Genomic DNA, 15,047 nt, shown 5'->3' with positions numbered 1-15,047 from the left:
AAACAGTAACAATACATATTTTATATGCCAACAATTTCACAATTAGTACGTAAAGGAAGAACCAAAATAACCAAGAAGAGTAAATCGGTTGCTTTGGATTCGTGCCCGCAACGTCGTGGTGTTTGTACGCGTGTATATACTACTACGCCTAAAAAGCCTAACTCTGCAATGCGTAAAGTTGCTAGGGTAAGACTTACAAATGGTAAGGAAGTAAACGCATACATCCCGGGCGAAGGTCACAATCTCCAAGAGCACTCGATAGTATTGGTTAGAGGTGGAAGGGTAAAAGATTTGCCAGGAGTTAGGTATCACATTGTACGTGGCGCATTGGACACCGCAGGTGTTGCAGGCCGCACGCAACGTAGATCTAAGTATGGTGCAAAACGCCCTAAGAAGTAATCTAAAAACTTTAAGAAGAAGACATGAGAAAAAGAGCAGCGAAAAAAAGACCCCTGTTGCCGGATCCGCGGTTTAACGACCAGTTGGTTACACGTTTTGTAAACAACATGATGTGGGACGGTAAAAAAAGTGTGGCTTTCAAGGTTTTCTACGATGCTATTGACATTGTGGAAGAGAAGAAGCAAAACGATGAAAAAACTTCATTGGAACTTTGGAAAGATGCACTTTCCAATATTATGCCTCACGTAGAGGTGCGTAGCCGTAGAGTTGGTGGGGCAACCTTCCAAATTCCTATGCAAATACGCCCAGACCGTAAAATTGCGACCGCAATGAAATGGCTGATTACCTATTCAAGAAAAAGAAACGAGAAATCCATGGCGGCAAAACTTGCCGGTGAAATTCTTGCAGCTGCCAAAGAAGAAGGCGCCGCGGTGAAAAAGCGTATGGATACTCACAAAATGGCAGAAGCTAATAAGGCATTCTCACATTTCAGATTCTAAAAAATGGCACAAAGAGATTTAAAGTACACAAGAAATATCGGGATTGCCGCGCATATTGATGCCGGGAAGACTACAACTACAGAGCGTATCCTGTTTTATACCGGGGTAAGCCATAAAATTGGTGAGGTTCACGATGGTGCTGCAACCATGGACTGGATGGAGCAGGAGCAGGAGCGTGGTATTACCATTACTTCAGCTGCAACTACTTGTACCTGGAAGTTCCCATTGGAAAATGCACAGCCTCTGCCTGAAACTAAAGATTACCATTTTAACATTATTGATACTCCTGGCCACGTGGATTTTACCGTAGAGGTAAACCGCTCGCTGCGAGTTCTTGATGGTTTGGTATTCCTTTTCAGTGCTGTTGATGGTGTTGAGCCACAATCAGAAACTAACTGGAGGCTTGCTGATAACTATAAAGTGCCACGTATTGGTTTCGTTAACAAAATGGATCGTCAAGGTGCAAACTTTATGGCCGTTTGTCAACAGGTTAAGGATATGTTGAAGTCAAACGCAGTTCCAATTGTATTGAATATTGGTGATGAGGCTGATTTCAAAGGAATTGTGGATTTGGTGAAGAACCGTGCTGTAATCTGGCATGATGATTCATTCGGTTCAACTTTCGATGTGGTGGAAATTCCTGAAGAATTAAAAGCTGAAGCTAAAGTTTTACGTGGTAAACTTATTGAAGAAGTTGCTGCGTATGATGAAAATTTGCTTGAAAAATATATGGAGGATGAAGACTCTATTACTGAAGAGGAAGTGCATGCCGCACTTCGTGCTGCTGTAATGGATATGTCCATTATACCAATGATTTGTGGTTCTTCATTTAAGAATAAAGGTGTTCAGTTTCTTTTAGATGCTGTTTGCCGTTATTTGCCAGCTCCAACTGATAAAGAAGGGATTGTGGGCATTAATCCTGATACTGAAAAAGAAGAAATCCGTAAGCCGGATGTTACTGCTCCTTTTGCGGCCTTGGCATTCAAAATCGCTACAGATCCATATGTAGGGCGTTTGGCATTCTTCCGTGCATATTCCGGTAGACTTGATGCTGGGTCCTATATTCTTAATAATCGCAGTGGTAATAAAGAACGTATTTCACGTATATACCAAATGCATGCGAACAAGCAAAATGCAATTGAATATATTGAAGCTGGAGATATTGGAGCTGCAGTAGGTTTTAAAGATATTAAAACGGGCGATACCCTTTCAGCTGAAAAGCACCCGATAATCTTGGAAAGTATGAATTTCCCTGATCCGGTTATCGGTATTGCTGTTGAGCCAAAAACAAAAGCTGATGTTGATAAACTGGGTATGGCTTTGGCAAAACTTGCCGAAGAGGATCCAACCTTCCAAGTACGTACGGATGAGGCTTCTGGACAAACCATCATTTCTGGTATGGGCGAGCTTCACTTAGATATTATCGTGGACCGTTTGCGTCGCGAATTTAAAGTGGAAGTTAACCAAGGCCAGCCTCAGGTGGAGTACAAGGAAGCCGTTACAAAAGCTGCAGATCATAGAGAGGTTTACAAAAAGCAGTCGGGTGGTCGTGGTAAATTTGCGGACATTGTATTTACGCTTGAACCTGCTGAAGAAGGAAAGATTGGTCTTGAATTCGTAAACGAGGTTAAAGGTGGTAACGTTCCAAAAGAATTTATCCCAGCTGTTGAGAAAGGATTCAAACAAGCAATGGTTAACGGACCGCTTGCTGGTTTTGAAGTAGATAGCATGAAAGTAACTCTTAAGGATGGATCTTTCCACCCTGTGGATTCTGATGCGCTTTCTTTTGAACTCGCTGCAAAAATCGGGTTTAAAGAAGTTGCCAAAAAAGCTGGTGCTGTAATCCTTGAGCCTATTATGAAGCTTGAAGTGCTTACTCCAGAGGAAAACATGGGGGATATTGTAGGTGACCTTAACCGTCGTCGCGGAACTATCAATAATATGAGTGACCGTGCCGGTGCGAAAGTTATAAAAGGTGAAGTGCCACTGTCCGAAATGTTTGGATATGTTACAACTTTAAGAACATTGTCCTCAGGTAGAGCTACTTCAACTATGGAGTTTTCACACTACGCAGAAACACCTTCAAACATTTCAGAAAGTGTGATAGCAGCAGCAAAAGGAACCGCTAACGTATAATAATTTCAGCAATGAGTCAAAAAATAAGAATAAAGCTAAAATCTTACGATCACAATTTGGTGGACAAATCTGCTGAAAAAATCGTTAAGACCGTAAAGAGTACCGGAGCTGTAGTTACAGGGCCAATTCCTTTACCAACACATAAAAAAATCTTTACCGTATTGCGTTCTCCGCACGTAAACAAGAAGAGCCGTGAGCAATTCCAATTGAGTTCATACAAAAGACTCTTGGATATCTACAGTTCTTCTTCAAAAACAATTGATGCTTTAATGAAATTGGAGCTTCCAAGCGGAGTAGAGGTAGAGATCAAAGTATAGTGAATTCAAAATTCAGAATTTTTGATTCTGAATTAGCAAAAATGTCCTCAACGATGGTTGTGGAAAAACGGAAGCAAAATAACATTCGGGATTGAATTTATTTTGATCCCGTTTCTTTTGAAATAATAAATAAAAATAATCGAAGGCGGAAGTGTAGAAACTGGATTCTGCATTCTAAATTCATAATTCTAAATAAATAAATAAATATGTCTGGGTTAATTGGAAGAAAGATAGGGATGACCAGCATCTTTGACGACAACGGAAAGAACATTCCGTGTACCGTTATCGAGTGCGGCCCCTGTGTTGTTACCCAAGTCAGAACCAAAGAGGTTGACGGGTACGAAGCTCTTCAACTTGGTTTCGATGACAAGAAGACTGTAACTAAAGCGGCCGAAGGGCACGCCAAGAAAGCAGGAACCGTTGCAAAACGCAAAGTCGCCGAATTCAAGGGATTTGAAGAAAGTTACAAATTAGGTGACACAATTACTGTGGAGCATTTTATCGAAGGTGAATTCGTGGATATTGCGGGTACATCTAAGGGTAAAGGTTTCCAAGGGGTTGTAAAGCGTCACGGTTTTGGCGGTGTTGGCCAGTCCACACACGGTCAGCACAATCGTTTGCGCGCACCAGGTTCCATTGGAGCTGCATCATATCCTGCGAGAGTATTCAAAGGAATGCGTATGGCGGGCCAAATGGGGAACGAAAGAGTAAAAGTTGAAAATTTAAGAGTTTTGAAAGTAGTTCCTGAAAAGAATCTACTTGTGGTTAAAGGAGCAGTTCCCGGCCATAAAAATTCTTATGTAATGATCGAGAAATAATGAAGGTAGCTGTATTAGACATAAACGGAAAAGACACGGGTCGGAAAGTTGAACTTTCTGCAGATGTGTTCGGGATAGAGCCTAACAATCACGCGGTTTATCTTGATGTGAAACAATACCTTGCCAATCAGCGTCAAGGAACTCACAAAGCAAAAGAACGTGCCGAGATTGCTGGTTCTACCAGAAAGATAAAGAAACAAAAAGGAACTGGTACTGCGCGTGCGGGCAGCATCAAGTCTGGTGTATTTAAAGGTGGTGGTAGAATGTTTGGACCTCGTCCGCGTAACTACTCCTTCAAATTGAACAAAAACCTGAAGCGTTTGGCACGTAAATCTGCCCTATCGATGAAGGCGAATGATAAAGCCATTTTTGTAATGGAAGACCTGAATTTTGACGCTCCAAAAACCAAGAATTTTACGGCGGTTTTGAATAGTTTAGGACTTAATGACAAAAAATCTTTATTTGTGTTGGGAGACTTAAATAATAATGTATATTTGTCCTCTCGCAATTTGAAGGGTACTGAAGTTATAACTAACTCGCAATTAAGTACTTATAAAATTATGAATGCAAACAGTGTAGTGCTGTTTGAAGGTTCTTTGGAAGGAATTCAAACAAACTTAAGTAAATAGAAACAAGATGAACATCTTAATTAAACCTATAATTACGGAAAAAGCTACCAAGGATGCTGAAGATAAAAACGTTTTTGGCTTTGTAGTGAACCCTAAGGCGAATAAGGTAGAAATCAAAAAAGCGGTTGAAACCACTTATGGAGTTTCTGTAGAAAAAGTTCGCACAATGAATGTCCGCCCTGATAGGAAAACCCGTTATACAAAAACAGGTGTCCAAACTGGTAAAACGAATGCTTACAAAAAAGCAATCGTACAGGTGGCGGAAGGTGATACAATAGATTTTTACAATAACATCTAAGAGTTCTTAGATTTAATTAGACACAAATGTCAGTAAGAAAATTAAAACCAATCACCCCAGGTCAGCGTTTTAGGGTTGTAAATGGTTTTGACGCCATTACAACCGATAAGCCGGAGAAGTCGTTACTTGCTCCGAATAGAAAATCTGGAGGTAGAAACAGTCAAGGTAAAATGACCATGCGCTACATAGGTGGTGGTCATAAAAAGAAATATCGAATTATCGATTTTAAGCGTGACAAGGCTGGAATTCCTGCTACTGTTGCCAGTATTCAATACGATCCTAACCGTACAGCGTTTATCGCACTTTTAAACTATCAAGATGGTGAGAAGCGATATGTAATTGCTCAAAACGGACTTCAAGTTGATCAGAACATCGTTTCAGGTGAGGCGGTTGCTCCAGAAATTGGAAATGCAATGCCGCTTTCAGCTATTCCATTAGGTACTATTATTTCTTGTATCGAGCTTCGTCCCGGTCAAGGGGCTATTATGGCGCGTAGTGCTGGTGCTTTCGCTCAGCTTATGGCGCGTGATGGAAAATATGCTACCGTAAAACTTCCTTCAGGTGAAACCCGATTGATTTTGGTAAACTGTATGGCAACTATTGGTGCTGTTTCAAACAGTGACCACCAATTGTTGGTATCTGGTAAGGCTGGTAGAAGCAGATGGTTAGGAAGAAGACCACGCACAAGACCAGTAGTTATGAACCCTGTTGATCACCCAATGGGTGGTGGCGAGGGCCGCGCTTCGGGAGGTCATCCACGTTCTAGAAAAGGTATTCCTGCTAAAGGTTACAGAACCCGTTCTAAAACGAAAGCAAGTAATAAATATATCTTAGAACGAAGAAAGAAATAAGTTATGGCAAGATCGTTAAAAAAAGGACCGTTCGTTCATTATAAACTAGACAAAAAAGTTCAACAAAATGTTGAGGATAATAAGAAGACCGTAATCAAAACTTGGTCACGTGCTTCAATGATTACTCCAGATTTTGTTGGCCAAACCATCGCTGTGCACAATGGGCGTCAATTTGTTCCTGTGTATGTAACAGAAAACATGGTTGGGCACAAACTTGGAGAATTTTCACCTACAAGATCATTCCGTGGTCATTCGGGTGCTAAAAATAAAGGAAAAAAATAATAGGCCATGGGAGTTCGTAAAAGAGAAAGAGCAGAAGCAATCAAGGAAGCCAAGAAGACTACTTACATGGCTAAACTGAACAATTGCCCCACCTCGCCAAGAAAAATGCGTTTAATGGCAGACTTGGTGCGTGGTGAGAAAATAGACAAAGCACTTAATATTCTGAAGTTTAGTTCAAAGGAATCTTCACGTAAATTGGAGAAACTACTTTTGTCTGCCATAAATAACTGGCAACAAAAAAATGAAGATGCTTCAGTTGAAGATGCAGATCTTTTTGTAAAGGAAATCCGTGTGGACGGTGGCACAATGTTGAAAAGACTTCGCCCAGCGCCACAAGGCCGTGCACACAGAATAAGAAAGCGCTCCAACCACGTAACACTGGTATTGGCAGCTAACGATAACACACAAAGCAATTAATAAATGGGACAAAAGACAAATCCAATCGGGAATCGCCTAGGTATCATTAGAGGTTGGGAATCCAACTGGTACGGAGGTAACGACTACGGTGACAAACTTGCCGAAGACGACAAGATTAGAAAATACATTCATGCCCGTTTAAGCAAAGCTAGTGTGAGTAGAGTAATTATTGAGCGTACGCTTAAGCTTGTAACCGTTACTATAACCACTGCCCGTCCCGGTATTATTATCGGTAAAGGTGGACAGGAAGTAGACAAGCTAAAAGAAGAGCTTAAGAAAATTACAGATAAAGAGGTACAGATCAACATTCACGAGATCAAAAGACCTGAGCTTGATGCATATTTGGTAGCTGCTAGTATTGCGCGCCAGATTGAAAGCCGTATCTCATACCGTCGCGCTATAAAAATGGCTATTGCCGCGACTATGCGTATGAATGCTGAAGGTATTAAAGTTATGATTTCCGGACGTTTGAACGGAGCTGAAATGGCGCGTTCAGAATCCTATAAAGAAGGTCGTATCCCATTATCAACTTTTAGAGCCGACATTGACTACGCTTTAGTTGAGGCACACACTACCTACGGTAGATTGGGTGTTAAAGTATGGATTATGAAAGGTGAAGTTTATGGCAAGCGAGAGCTTTCCCCGTTAGTAGGTCTTTCGACCGGAAAAACCAAGAGCGGTGGAAAAGGTGCTCCGGCTGGAGGACGTGGTGGCAACAAAGCACGTCGCAGAAAGTAATTTTTTAAAAAGAAGAAAAAATGTTACAACCTAAAAGAACAAAGTACCGCAAGCAAATGAAAGGCCGTATGAAGGGTAATGCCGAAAGAGGCAACCAGTTGGCATACGGAACCTTCGGTATTAAATCGTTGGACTCAGAATTTCTTACAGCAAGACAAATTGAAGCAGCGCGTATTGCCGCTACCCGTTATATGAAAAGGGAAGGTTCTATCTGGATCATGATTTTTCCAGATAAGCCCATCACCAAAAAACCTCTTGAGGTACGTATGGGTAAAGGAAAAGGTGCCGTTGAATATTATGCTGCTGTGGTAAAGCCGGGAAGAATGCTTTTCGAAGTATCTGGCGTTCCAGTTGAAACTGCTAAAGAAGCGTTACGCCTTGCAGCACAAAAGCTTCCGGTAAAAACTAAATTTGTAATGTCTCGGGATTTCCAAGCATAATTTTTTGAAAGATGAAACAATCAGAAATTAAAAACGCATCTACGGCTGAACTTCAGGAAGCATTTGCTGAATCAAAAAAAGCTTTTACAGATCTTAAAATGGCGCATACTATTTCGCCTTTGGAAAATCCAATTCAACTTAGAACCCAAAGAAGGGTGATAGCAAGAATAGCGACGGAACTAACTAATAGAGAAGTGCAATAATTGTACAGCTGAAAGATGGAAGAAATCAAAAGAAATTTAAGAAAAGAACGTATAGGCGTAGTAACCAGTAACAAAATGGATAAGTCCATTGTGGTTAGCGAGGTTAAAAAAGTAAAACACCCTATGTACGGAAAGTTCGTGACAAAAACCAAAAAGTATGTTGCGCACGACGAGACAAACAACTGCAACGAAGGCGATACGGTAAGGATTATGGAAACACGCCCCTTAAGCAAAACCAAATGTTGGAGATTAGTAGAAATAATTGAAAGAGCGAAGTAATTATGTTACAACAAGAATCAAGACTCAGAGTCGCAGACAATACCGGTGCTAAGGAAGTACTTACCATCCGTGTATTGGGCGGAACAAAAAGAAGATATGCTTCTATTGGTGATAAGATTGTAGTTTCTGTAAAAGAAGCCACGCCTAATGGAAACATTAAAAAAGGAGCAGTTTCTACAGCAGTTGTAGTACGTACCGTGAAAGAGATAAGAAGACCGGACGGTTCTTACATCCGTTTTGACGATAACGCTTGTGTACTTTTGAACGCCCAAGGCGAAATGAGGGGAACACGCGTGTTTGGACCGGTAGCAAGAGAGCTTCGTGATAAACAATTTATGAAAATAGTATCATTGGCGCCAGAGGTGCTTTAATATGAAAACTAAAATGGCAAAGCTTAAAATAAAATCAGGCGATACAGTAGTAGTTACTGCCGGAGAGCACAAAGGCTCTGAAGGCAAAGTAATGAAAGTATTCCTTGACAAAAACAAAGCAATCGTAGAGGGAGTAAATATGGTTTCAAAACACGAGAAGCCAAGCGCAAAAAACCCACAGGGCGGAATCGCTAAAAAAGAAGCTCCCATCCATATTTCAAACCTTTCATTGGTAGACCCAAAATCTGGAAAACCCACACGTGTAGGTTATAAAATGGAAAATGGAAAGAAAGTACGGTTTTCAAAACAATCCAATCAAGCAATATAGTTATGGCTTATACACCTAGACTTAAAGAAGAGTACAAAAGCAGAGTGATCAATTCACTTACAGACGAGTTTGGTTACAAAAACGTTATGCAGGTACCAAAATTGGAGCGCATTGTTGTTTCCCGCGGTGTGGGCGCAGCTGTTGCAGACAAAAAACTTATAGACTATTCTGTTGAAGAGTTTGGAAAAATAACCGGGCAGAAAGCAGTTCCAACAATGTCCAAAAAAGACGTTGCAAACTTCAAACTTCGTAAAGGAATGCCGATTGGCGTGAAAGTTACGTTGCGTGGAGAGCGTATGTATGAATTTTTGGACCGCTTGATTACATCTGCACTGCCACGAGTACGTGACTTCAACGGTATTAAAGCAACCGGTTTTGACGGAAGGGGAAACTACTCTTTGGGAATTACCGAGCAAATTATCTTCCCAGAAATCGATATCGATAAAGTGAAGAAAATTGAAGGGATGAACATTACGTTTATTACCACTGCAAATACCGATAAGGAAGCAAAATCACTATTACAGGAATTGGGATTACCCTTTAAAAAGAACTAAGAGATGGCTAAAGAATCAATGAAGGCCCGCGAGGTTAAGAGACAAAAAACGGTATTGAAGTATGCTGCCAAACGTAAAGCTTTGAAAGAAGCTGGAGATTGGGAAGGTCTACAAAAATTACCAAAAAATGCCTCTCCCGTACGTCTGCACAACCGTTGCAAACTTACCGGAAGACCAAGAGGGTATATGAGAACTTTTGGTATTTCACGCGTATTGTTCCGTGAAATGGCAAATTCAGGGTTAATTCCAGGAGTGCGCAAAGCATCTTGGTAAGAACAGTTTTTCTGTTCAAAATAAATAGTATTAATTGGTTGAAGGTTCGGGCTCCCAGATTGTGGGAGTTTGAAAACCACATCCGCAAATTCAAATAAATGAATACAGATCCAATTTCAGATTATCTAACGCGAGTTAGAAACGCTGCCAAAGCCGGACATCGCGTTGTAGAGATTCCAGCTTCAAATCTTAAAAAGGAAATCACAAAAATCCTTTTTGATCAAGGTTACATCTTAAGCTACAAATTTGACGATGAGAGTACCCCACAAGGTATCATCAAAATCGCGTTGAAATATGACAAGCTTACCAAAGAATCGGTAATCAAGAAAATTCAAAGAATAAGTAAACCAGGTTTACGTAAATATGCAGGTTCATCTGATCTTCCTCGTGTTTTGAACGGTTTAGGCATTGCTATTGTCTCTACTTCATCTGGAGTAATGACTGGCAAGCAGGCCAAAGCACAGAATGTAGGTGGCGAAGTATTGTGTTACGTTTACTAAAAAATAGACAAAGAAATGTCAAGAATAGGTAAAAACCCGGTAGTAATCCCACAAGGAGTTACAGTTGATGTAAAGGACAACGTAATTACCGTGAAAGGAAAATTAGGCGAACTGGCTCAGGATTTTTCTGACGTTAGCGTAAAAGTTGAAGATGGAAATGTTCTGGTAGAGCGTCCGTCAGACTCTAAAGACCACATTGCAAAACACGGTCTTTACAGAGCTTTGATCAATAATATGATCGAAGGTGTAAACAAAGGATGGACCAAGGAATTGGAACTTGTAGGTGTGGGTTACCGTGCCAGCAATCAAGGACAAAAATTGGATCTTGCATTAGGATTTTCACATAATATTATTTTGGATATTGCTCCTGAAGTAAAAGTGGAAACAGTATCAGATAAAGGTAAGAATCCAATCGTAAAACTAACATCTCACGACAAGCAATTGGTAGGACAAGTAGCTGCAAAAATCCGTAGCTTCCGCAAGCCAGAGCCTTACAAAGGAAAAGGTATCAAGTTCGTGGGTGAACAATTAAGAAGAAAAGCAGGTAAATCTGCATAACAAATAGAGTTATGGCATTATCAAAATACGAAAGAAGAGAGCGTTTGCGTTCACGAATCAGAAAAACGGTGGGAGGAACAGAAGGTCGTCCACGTTTGGCTGTTTTCCGTAGCAACAAAGAAATTTACGCTCAGATTATTGACGATGTAAATGGAAAAACCATTACTGCGGCATCTTCAAGAGATAAAGACATTGACGCTTCAAACATAAATAAGGTTGAAGCTGCCAAAATGGTTGGGAAATCAATCGCCGAAAAAGCCATTAAAGCGGGTATTGACACTATCGCTTTTGACCGAGGCGGTTATCTATACCACGGAAGAGTAAAATCATTAGCTGAAGGTGCACGCGAAGGTGGCCTTAAATTCTAAGTAATATTATGTATCAAGATTATAAGAACGTAGAATTAGTAAAACCGGGAGGTCTAGAATTGAAAGACCGTTTGGTAGGTGTACAACGTGTAACCAAGGTGACCAAGGGTGGTCGTGCCTTCGGATTTTCAGCTATTGTAGTTGTTGGTGACGAAAAAGGCGTGGTAGGCCAGGGTCTTGGAAAGTCGAAAGATGTTGCTAGTGCAATCGCAAAAGCTATCGAAGATGCCAAGAAAAACTTGGTTCGTATTCCATTGAATAAAGTAACCCTTCCTCACGAACAGAAAGGGAAATACGGCGGAGCTCGTGTAAACCTTATTCCAGCAGCGCCTGGTACCGGTGTTATTGCAGGTGGAGCCGTGCGTGCGGTACTGGAAGCAGTGGGAGTTCACGATGTATTGTCAAAATCTCAAGGTTCTTCAAACCCGCACAACGTGGTAAAGGCAACTTTTGATGCATTACTTCAAATGCGAAGCGCTCAAACAGTGGCTGATCAAAGAGGAATTTCACTTGAAAAAGTATTCAAAGGATAAATACAAGAGCAATGGCAAAAATTAAAGTAACAAAGGTAAAGAGCGTTATCAAGCGCCCAAAAAACCAAAAACTGATCATGGAATCCTTGGGTCTTCACAAGATGAACCAAACCGTTGAGCACGATGATACCCCAAGTATCCTTGGTATGATCAATAAAGTTAACCACTTAGTTTCTGTTGAAAGAAACTAACTAAGAAACACGATAAAATGGATTTAAGTAACTTACAACCCGCCGCAGGATCGGCGAAAAACAAAGGCAAGCGAGTAGGTCGCGGACAAGGTTCCGGTAAAGGTGGTACAGCCACCCGTGGACACAAGGGAGCAAAATCACGTTCTGGATATTCCAAGAAAGTTGGATTTGAAGGAGGACAAATGCCCTTACAACGTCGTGTTCCTAAGTTTGGTTTTACAAACATCAACCGTAAAGAATATAAGGGGATCAATATCGATACCCTTCAGGAATTGGTTGACAATAAGAAAATTAATGACGCAGTTGATTTTGAAACCTTGGTTGGTTTAGGTCTTGCTGGCCGAAATGAGATGGTAAAGATTTTAGGAAGAGGAGAGATAAAAGCAAAACTGAAAGTGTCTGCGCACAAGTTTACTGCCTCGGCAAAAGAAGCTATTGAAGCTGCCGGAGGTGAAGTAGTAACATTGTAACAAGAGCTAAGGATGAAATTTATCGATACCTTAAAAAATGTTTGGAAAATAGAGGAGCTGCGTAACCGCATTCTGCTTACTCTTGGAATGCTATTGGTATACCGTTTTGGTGCCCAAGTAGTTCTTCCGGGGATTGATGCAGACATGCTTGCACAGTTTGCAGGTAAATTCAATGCCGGTGGTATTGGTGGATTGTTGAACGCTTTTACGGGAGGGGCCTTTGCCAATGCTTCTGTTTTTGCTTTGGGTATTATGCCGTACATTTCTGCTTCCATTGTTGTACAGTTGATGCAAATTGCTGTTCCTTATCTTCAAAAATTACAGAAAGAGGGCGAAAGTGGTAGAAAAAAGATTAATCAGATTACACGTTGGTTGACCATTGGTATCTGTTTAGTTCAGGCACCTAGTTACCTTGCAGGTCTTCCTGCCATGGGTGTGCCAGCTGAAGCATTTGTAATGGGCCAAAGCCTGATGTTCTATGTTTCTTCAGTTATTATTCTAGTTACGGGAACAATTTTTGCAATGTGGTTGGGTGAAAAAATCACCGATAAAGGTATTGGTAATGGTATTTCCATTCTTATTATGGTGGGTATCATTGCGCGTTTGCCACAATCATTTGCACAGGAATTTGTTTCAAGGGTAGTTGAATCCAATGGAGGTTTAATTATGATTCTTATTGAATTGGTTATCTGGTTCGTTATTATATTACTTTGTATTATGCTTGTAATGGCGGTCCGTAAAATTCCAGTTCAGTACGCAAGAAGAACAGCAAGTGGTGGGTACGAAAAGAATATTTTTGGTGCACGCCAATTCATTCCGTTAAAATTGAATGCTTCAGGCGTTATGCCTATCATTTTTGCACAAGCTATAATGTTTGTTCCATCAGCGGTTGCAAGTCTTTCAGACAGTGATTTTTCTCAAGGGATTCAAGCAGCTTTTAGCGATATTTTTGGTCTTTACTATAATTTGGTGTTTGCAATATTAATTATCATATTCACATATTTCTACACTGCAATTACAGTTCCTACCAATAAAATGGCCGATGACCTTAAGAGAAGTGGCGGTTTCATTCCGGGAATAAAACCGGGTACTGATACTGCTGAATATTTAGACCGAATAATGTCTCAAATAACATTGCCGGGATCTATATTCTTGGCGCTAATTGCAATTTTACCTGCATTTGTGGTGAAGCTTTTAGGTGTACAGCAAGGTTGGGCTTTATTCTACGGTGGTACATCGCTATTGATTATGGTCGGTGTGGCAATCGATACAATGCAACAAGTAAACTCGTATTTATTGAACCGCCATTATGACGGTCTCATGAAAAGCGGTAAAAACAGAAAGGCAGTAGCATAATTATGGCAAAACAAAGCGCAATAGAACAAGATGGAAGTATAGTGGAAGCACTATCAAACGCTATGTTCCGTGTAGAATTGGAAAATGGTCATATTGTAACAGCACATATCTCTGGCAAAATGCGTATGCACTATATTAAATTGTTGCCCGGTGATAAAGTAAAATTGGAAATGAGCCCTTATGATTTGAGTAAGGCAAGAATAACGTACAGATATTAATACAACGGACCTCACGGTTCATTGAACAATAAAAAAGAGAAAGAGATGAAAGTAAGAGCATCCGTAAAGAAAAGAAGCGCCGACTGCAAGATTGTTCGCAGAAAAGGCAGATTATATGTAATTAACAAAAAGAACCCAAAGTTCAAACAAAGACAAGGATAAGTTATGGCAAGAATCGCAGGTGTAGATATCCCAAAACAAAAAAGGGGTGTAATCGCGTTAACGTATATCTTCGGAATCGGCAAGAGCCGTGCGCAAGATATTCTTAAAAAAGCCGGAATTGACGAAGACAAAAAAGTAAATGAGTGGAACGATGATGAAATCGGTGCTATTCGTGATGCTGTAGGGTCTTTCAAAATTGAAGGTGAATTACGTAGTGAAGTTCAATTAAGCATCAAGCGCTTAATGGATATTGGTTGTTACAGAGGTATTCGTCACAGAGCGGGTCTTCCTTTAAGAGGACAGCGTACCAAGAATAACTCTCGTACCAGAAAAGGAAAACGTAAAACAGTTGCTAACAAGAAAAAAGCAACTAAATAAAACCTAACGTTATGGCAAAGACTAGTCAAAAAAGTACAAAAACAGTTAAAAAACGCAAGGTTAATGTTGAATCTGTTGGTGAGGCGCATATCAATGCTTCTTTCAACAATATCATTATTTCCTTGACAAACAAAAACGGAGACGTGATCGCTTGGTCATCAGCTGGTAAAATGGGCTTCCGTGGGTCAAAGAAGAATACTCCCTATGCTGCGCAATTAGCCGCAGAGGATAGTAGTAAAGTAGCTCACGAGGCAGGTTTGCGTAAAGTGAAAGTTTACGTAAAAGGTCCAGGGAATGGAAGGGAATCTGCAATACGTAGCATCCACAATGCTGGAATTGAAGTAACCGAAATCATTGACGTTACCCCAATGCCGCACAACGGTTGCCGTCCTCCAAAACGTCGTAGAGTATAATAAGTTTAGATTTCGGATATACGTTATTAAGAATTTTAAATCGTACGTCCGAAATCGTAAATTTTAA

General features: G+C 40.6%; 29 protein-coding genes. All 29 read left to right on the top strand.

Annotated elements, in window-relative coordinates:
- Positions 1-24 precede the first annotated feature (24 nt).
- The 29 genes from rpsL (at position 25) to rpsK (ending at position 14,980) form a co-directional block, all read left to right on the top strand.
- Positions 25-399: a 30S ribosomal protein S12 gene (rpsL, locus tag KIV10_RS00255; protein ID WP_014782632.1), complete on the top strand. Its 375-nt coding sequence runs from the start codon at positions 25-27 to the stop codon at positions 397-399.
- Positions 400-422: 23 nt separating this feature from the next.
- Entirely contained in the window at positions 423-899 is a 477-nt protein-coding gene (gene rpsG, locus KIV10_RS00250; RefSeq protein ID WP_214111481.1) for a 30S ribosomal protein S7, read from the top strand.
- Between the two features lie 3 nt (positions 900-902).
- Positions 903-3,035: an elongation factor G gene (fusA, locus tag KIV10_RS00245; protein ID WP_214111480.1), complete on the top strand. Its 2,133-nt coding sequence runs from the start codon at positions 903-905 to the stop codon at positions 3,033-3,035.
- 11 nt (positions 3,036-3,046) lie between these two features.
- On the top strand, positions 3,047-3,352 hold the full coding sequence (gene rpsJ, locus KIV10_RS00240) for a 30S ribosomal protein S10 (protein ID WP_010181931.1): 306 nt from the start codon (positions 3,047-3,049) through the stop codon (positions 3,350-3,352).
- Between the two features lie 206 nt (positions 3,353-3,558).
- Positions 3,559-4,170 carry a 50S ribosomal protein L3 gene (rplC, locus tag KIV10_RS00235; protein ID WP_214111479.1) on the top strand — a complete coding sequence of 204 codons (612 nt, stop codon included), beginning with the start codon at positions 3,559-3,561 and terminating at the stop codon, positions 4,168-4,170.
- Complete coding sequence (gene rplD / locus KIV10_RS00230; RefSeq protein WP_214111478.1) at positions 4,170-4,799, top strand: 50S ribosomal protein L4; 630 nt, start codon at positions 4,170-4,172, stop codon at positions 4,797-4,799. Before rplC ends, rplD begins: the two co-directional genes overlap by 1 nt.
- Before the next feature lie 7 nt (positions 4,800-4,806).
- Positions 4,807-5,097, top strand: a complete 291-nt coding sequence (gene rplW, locus KIV10_RS00225) for a 50S ribosomal protein L23 (RefSeq protein ID WP_214111477.1) — start codon at positions 4,807-4,809, stop codon at positions 5,095-5,097.
- Positions 5,098-5,123: 26 nt separating this feature from the next.
- On the top strand, positions 5,124-5,948 hold the full coding sequence (gene rplB, locus KIV10_RS00220) for a 50S ribosomal protein L2 (RefSeq protein ID WP_214111476.1): 825 nt from the start codon (positions 5,124-5,126) through the stop codon (positions 5,946-5,948).
- Positions 5,949-5,951: 3 nt separating this feature from the next.
- Positions 5,952-6,230, top strand: a complete 279-nt coding sequence (rpsS, locus tag KIV10_RS00215; RefSeq protein WP_045079241.1) for a 30S ribosomal protein S19 — start codon at positions 5,952-5,954, stop codon at positions 6,228-6,230.
- Between the two features lie 6 nt (positions 6,231-6,236).
- A complete protein-coding gene (gene rplV / locus KIV10_RS00210) occupies positions 6,237-6,647 on the top strand; it encodes a 50S ribosomal protein L22 (protein WP_214111475.1) in 411 nt (136 codons plus the stop codon).
- 3 nt (positions 6,648-6,650) lie between these two features.
- Complete coding sequence (gene rpsC / locus KIV10_RS00205; protein ID WP_214111474.1) at positions 6,651-7,385, top strand: 30S ribosomal protein S3; 735 nt, start codon at positions 6,651-6,653, stop codon at positions 7,383-7,385.
- A gap of 20 nt (positions 7,386-7,405) precedes the next feature.
- Positions 7,406-7,825 (top strand): 50S ribosomal protein L16, encoded by a 420-nt coding sequence (rplP, locus tag KIV10_RS00200; protein ID WP_214111473.1) that lies wholly within the window; start codon positions 7,406-7,408, stop codon positions 7,823-7,825.
- An 11-nt stretch (positions 7,826-7,836) separates the two neighbouring features.
- On the top strand, positions 7,837-8,028 hold the full coding sequence (gene rpmC / locus KIV10_RS00195; protein WP_214111472.1) for a 50S ribosomal protein L29: 192 nt from the start codon (positions 7,837-7,839) through the stop codon (positions 8,026-8,028).
- Positions 8,029-8,043: 15 nt separating this feature from the next.
- Complete coding sequence (gene rpsQ / locus KIV10_RS00190) at positions 8,044-8,307, top strand: 30S ribosomal protein S17 (RefSeq protein ID WP_154191843.1); 264 nt, start codon at positions 8,044-8,046, stop codon at positions 8,305-8,307.
- 2 nt (positions 8,308-8,309) lie between these two features.
- Complete coding sequence (rplN, locus tag KIV10_RS00185; RefSeq protein WP_214111471.1) at positions 8,310-8,678, top strand: 50S ribosomal protein L14; 369 nt, start codon at positions 8,310-8,312, stop codon at positions 8,676-8,678.
- 13 nt (positions 8,679-8,691) lie between these two features.
- Positions 8,692-9,006, top strand: a complete 315-nt coding sequence (gene rplX, locus KIV10_RS00180; RefSeq protein WP_214111470.1) for a 50S ribosomal protein L24 — start codon at positions 8,692-8,694, stop codon at positions 9,004-9,006.
- Between the two features lie 2 nt (positions 9,007-9,008).
- Entirely contained in the window at positions 9,009-9,560 is a 552-nt protein-coding gene (rplE, locus tag KIV10_RS00175; RefSeq protein WP_214111469.1) for a 50S ribosomal protein L5, read from the top strand.
- Positions 9,561-9,563: 3 nt separating this feature from the next.
- On the top strand, positions 9,564-9,833 hold the full coding sequence (gene rpsN, locus KIV10_RS00170) for a 30S ribosomal protein S14 (protein ID WP_214111468.1): 270 nt from the start codon (positions 9,564-9,566) through the stop codon (positions 9,831-9,833).
- 98 nt (positions 9,834-9,931) lie between these two features.
- A complete protein-coding gene (rpsH, locus tag KIV10_RS00165; RefSeq protein ID WP_214111467.1) occupies positions 9,932-10,333 on the top strand; it encodes a 30S ribosomal protein S8 in 402 nt (133 codons plus the stop codon).
- Between the two features lie 15 nt (positions 10,334-10,348).
- A complete protein-coding gene (rplF, locus tag KIV10_RS00160) occupies positions 10,349-10,891 on the top strand; it encodes a 50S ribosomal protein L6 (RefSeq protein WP_214111466.1) in 543 nt (180 codons plus the stop codon).
- Between the two features lie 11 nt (positions 10,892-10,902).
- Positions 10,903-11,259, top strand: coding sequence for a 50S ribosomal protein L18 (gene rplR / locus KIV10_RS00155; protein WP_214111465.1), 357 nt, complete (start codon positions 10,903-10,905; stop codon positions 11,257-11,259).
- An 8-nt stretch (positions 11,260-11,267) separates the two neighbouring features.
- Complete coding sequence (gene rpsE / locus KIV10_RS00150) at positions 11,268-11,792, top strand: 30S ribosomal protein S5 (RefSeq protein ID WP_214111464.1); 525 nt, start codon at positions 11,268-11,270, stop codon at positions 11,790-11,792.
- Between the two features lie 11 nt (positions 11,793-11,803).
- Positions 11,804-11,983 carry a 50S ribosomal protein L30 gene (gene rpmD / locus KIV10_RS00145; protein WP_214111463.1) on the top strand — a complete coding sequence of 60 codons (180 nt, stop codon included), beginning with the start codon at positions 11,804-11,806 and terminating at the stop codon, positions 11,981-11,983.
- 17 nt (positions 11,984-12,000) lie between these two features.
- Positions 12,001-12,453, top strand: coding sequence for a 50S ribosomal protein L15 (rplO, locus tag KIV10_RS00140; protein ID WP_214111462.1), 453 nt, complete (start codon positions 12,001-12,003; stop codon positions 12,451-12,453).
- A gap of 12 nt (positions 12,454-12,465) precedes the next feature.
- The gene (gene secY, locus KIV10_RS00135) at positions 12,466-13,809 is read left to right on the top strand and encodes a preprotein translocase subunit SecY (RefSeq protein ID WP_214111461.1); all 1,344 of its coding nucleotides are present in this window, start codon (positions 12,466-12,468) and stop codon (positions 13,807-13,809) included.
- Positions 13,810-13,811: 2 nt separating this feature from the next.
- Positions 13,812-14,027, top strand: coding sequence for a translation initiation factor IF-1 (infA, locus tag KIV10_RS00130; protein ID WP_068763107.1), 216 nt, complete (start codon positions 13,812-13,814; stop codon positions 14,025-14,027).
- Between the two features lie 45 nt (positions 14,028-14,072).
- The gene (gene ykgO, locus KIV10_RS00125) at positions 14,073-14,189 is read left to right on the top strand and encodes a type B 50S ribosomal protein L36 (protein ID WP_009779203.1); all 117 of its coding nucleotides are present in this window, start codon (positions 14,073-14,075) and stop codon (positions 14,187-14,189) included.
- 3 nt (positions 14,190-14,192) lie between these two features.
- The gene (gene rpsM / locus KIV10_RS00120; protein WP_214111460.1) at positions 14,193-14,567 is read left to right on the top strand and encodes a 30S ribosomal protein S13; all 375 of its coding nucleotides are present in this window, start codon (positions 14,193-14,195) and stop codon (positions 14,565-14,567) included.
- Positions 14,568-14,578: 11 nt separating this feature from the next.
- Positions 14,579-14,980, top strand: a complete 402-nt coding sequence (gene rpsK / locus KIV10_RS00115) for a 30S ribosomal protein S11 (RefSeq protein WP_214111459.1) — start codon at positions 14,579-14,581, stop codon at positions 14,978-14,980.
- Positions 14,981-15,047 lie beyond the last annotated feature (67 nt).

Source organism: Aequorivita echinoideorum (assembly GCF_018476645.1).
Lineage (GTDB): Bacteria > Bacteroidota > Bacteroidia > Flavobacteriales > Flavobacteriaceae > Aequorivita > Aequorivita echinoideorum.
The sequence above is the reverse complement of the archived record's forward strand: the minus strand, read 5'-3'. Positions and strand labels throughout refer to the sequence as shown.

Bases quoted from the DNA above. Each gene is read 5' to 3' on its own strand.
- rpsL (WP_014782632.1), top strand. From the start codon at position 25: ATGCCAACAATTTCACAATTAGTACGTAAAGGAAGAACCAAAATAACC.
- rpsG (WP_214111481.1), top strand. From the start codon at position 423: ATGAGAAAAAGAGCAGCGAAAAAAAGACCCCTGTTGCCGGATCCGCGG.
- fusA (WP_214111480.1), top strand. From the start codon at position 903: ATGGCACAAAGAGATTTAAAGTACACAAGAAATATCGGGATTGCCGCG.
- rpsJ (WP_010181931.1), top strand. From the start codon at position 3,047: ATGAGTCAAAAAATAAGAATAAAGCTAAAATCTTACGATCACAATTTG.
- rplC (WP_214111479.1), top strand. From the start codon at position 3,559: ATGTCTGGGTTAATTGGAAGAAAGATAGGGATGACCAGCATCTTTGAC.
- rplD (WP_214111478.1), top strand. From the start codon at position 4,170: ATGAAGGTAGCTGTATTAGACATAAACGGAAAAGACACGGGTCGGAAA.
- rplW (WP_214111477.1), top strand. From the start codon at position 4,807: ATGAACATCTTAATTAAACCTATAATTACGGAAAAAGCTACCAAGGAT.
- rplB (WP_214111476.1), top strand. From the start codon at position 5,124: ATGTCAGTAAGAAAATTAAAACCAATCACCCCAGGTCAGCGTTTTAGG.
- rpsS (WP_045079241.1), top strand. From the start codon at position 5,952: ATGGCAAGATCGTTAAAAAAAGGACCGTTCGTTCATTATAAACTAGAC.
- rplV (WP_214111475.1), top strand. From the start codon at position 6,237: ATGGGAGTTCGTAAAAGAGAAAGAGCAGAAGCAATCAAGGAAGCCAAG.
- rpsC (WP_214111474.1), top strand. From the start codon at position 6,651: ATGGGACAAAAGACAAATCCAATCGGGAATCGCCTAGGTATCATTAGA.
- rplP (WP_214111473.1), top strand. From the start codon at position 7,406: ATGTTACAACCTAAAAGAACAAAGTACCGCAAGCAAATGAAAGGCCGT.
- rpmC (WP_214111472.1), top strand. From the start codon at position 7,837: ATGAAACAATCAGAAATTAAAAACGCATCTACGGCTGAACTTCAGGAA.
- rpsQ (WP_154191843.1), top strand. From the start codon at position 8,044: ATGGAAGAAATCAAAAGAAATTTAAGAAAAGAACGTATAGGCGTAGTA.
- rplN (WP_214111471.1), top strand. From the start codon at position 8,310: ATGTTACAACAAGAATCAAGACTCAGAGTCGCAGACAATACCGGTGCT.
- rplX (WP_214111470.1), top strand. From the start codon at position 8,692: ATGGCAAAGCTTAAAATAAAATCAGGCGATACAGTAGTAGTTACTGCC.
- rplE (WP_214111469.1), top strand. From the start codon at position 9,009: ATGGCTTATACACCTAGACTTAAAGAAGAGTACAAAAGCAGAGTGATC.
- rpsN (WP_214111468.1), top strand. From the start codon at position 9,564: ATGGCTAAAGAATCAATGAAGGCCCGCGAGGTTAAGAGACAAAAAACG.
- rpsH (WP_214111467.1), top strand. From the start codon at position 9,932: ATGAATACAGATCCAATTTCAGATTATCTAACGCGAGTTAGAAACGCT.
- rplF (WP_214111466.1), top strand. From the start codon at position 10,349: ATGTCAAGAATAGGTAAAAACCCGGTAGTAATCCCACAAGGAGTTACA.
- rplR (WP_214111465.1), top strand. From the start codon at position 10,903: ATGGCATTATCAAAATACGAAAGAAGAGAGCGTTTGCGTTCACGAATC.
- rpsE (WP_214111464.1), top strand. From the start codon at position 11,268: ATGTATCAAGATTATAAGAACGTAGAATTAGTAAAACCGGGAGGTCTA.
- rpmD (WP_214111463.1), top strand. From the start codon at position 11,804: ATGGCAAAAATTAAAGTAACAAAGGTAAAGAGCGTTATCAAGCGCCCA.
- rplO (WP_214111462.1), top strand. From the start codon at position 12,001: ATGGATTTAAGTAACTTACAACCCGCCGCAGGATCGGCGAAAAACAAA.
- secY (WP_214111461.1), top strand. From the start codon at position 12,466: ATGAAATTTATCGATACCTTAAAAAATGTTTGGAAAATAGAGGAGCTG.
- infA (WP_068763107.1), top strand. From the start codon at position 13,812: ATGGCAAAACAAAGCGCAATAGAACAAGATGGAAGTATAGTGGAAGCA.
- ykgO (WP_009779203.1), top strand. From the start codon at position 14,073: ATGAAAGTAAGAGCATCCGTAAAGAAAAGAAGCGCCGACTGCAAGATT.
- rpsM (WP_214111460.1), top strand. From the start codon at position 14,193: ATGGCAAGAATCGCAGGTGTAGATATCCCAAAACAAAAAAGGGGTGTA.
- rpsK (WP_214111459.1), top strand. From the start codon at position 14,579: ATGGCAAAGACTAGTCAAAAAAGTACAAAAACAGTTAAAAAACGCAAG.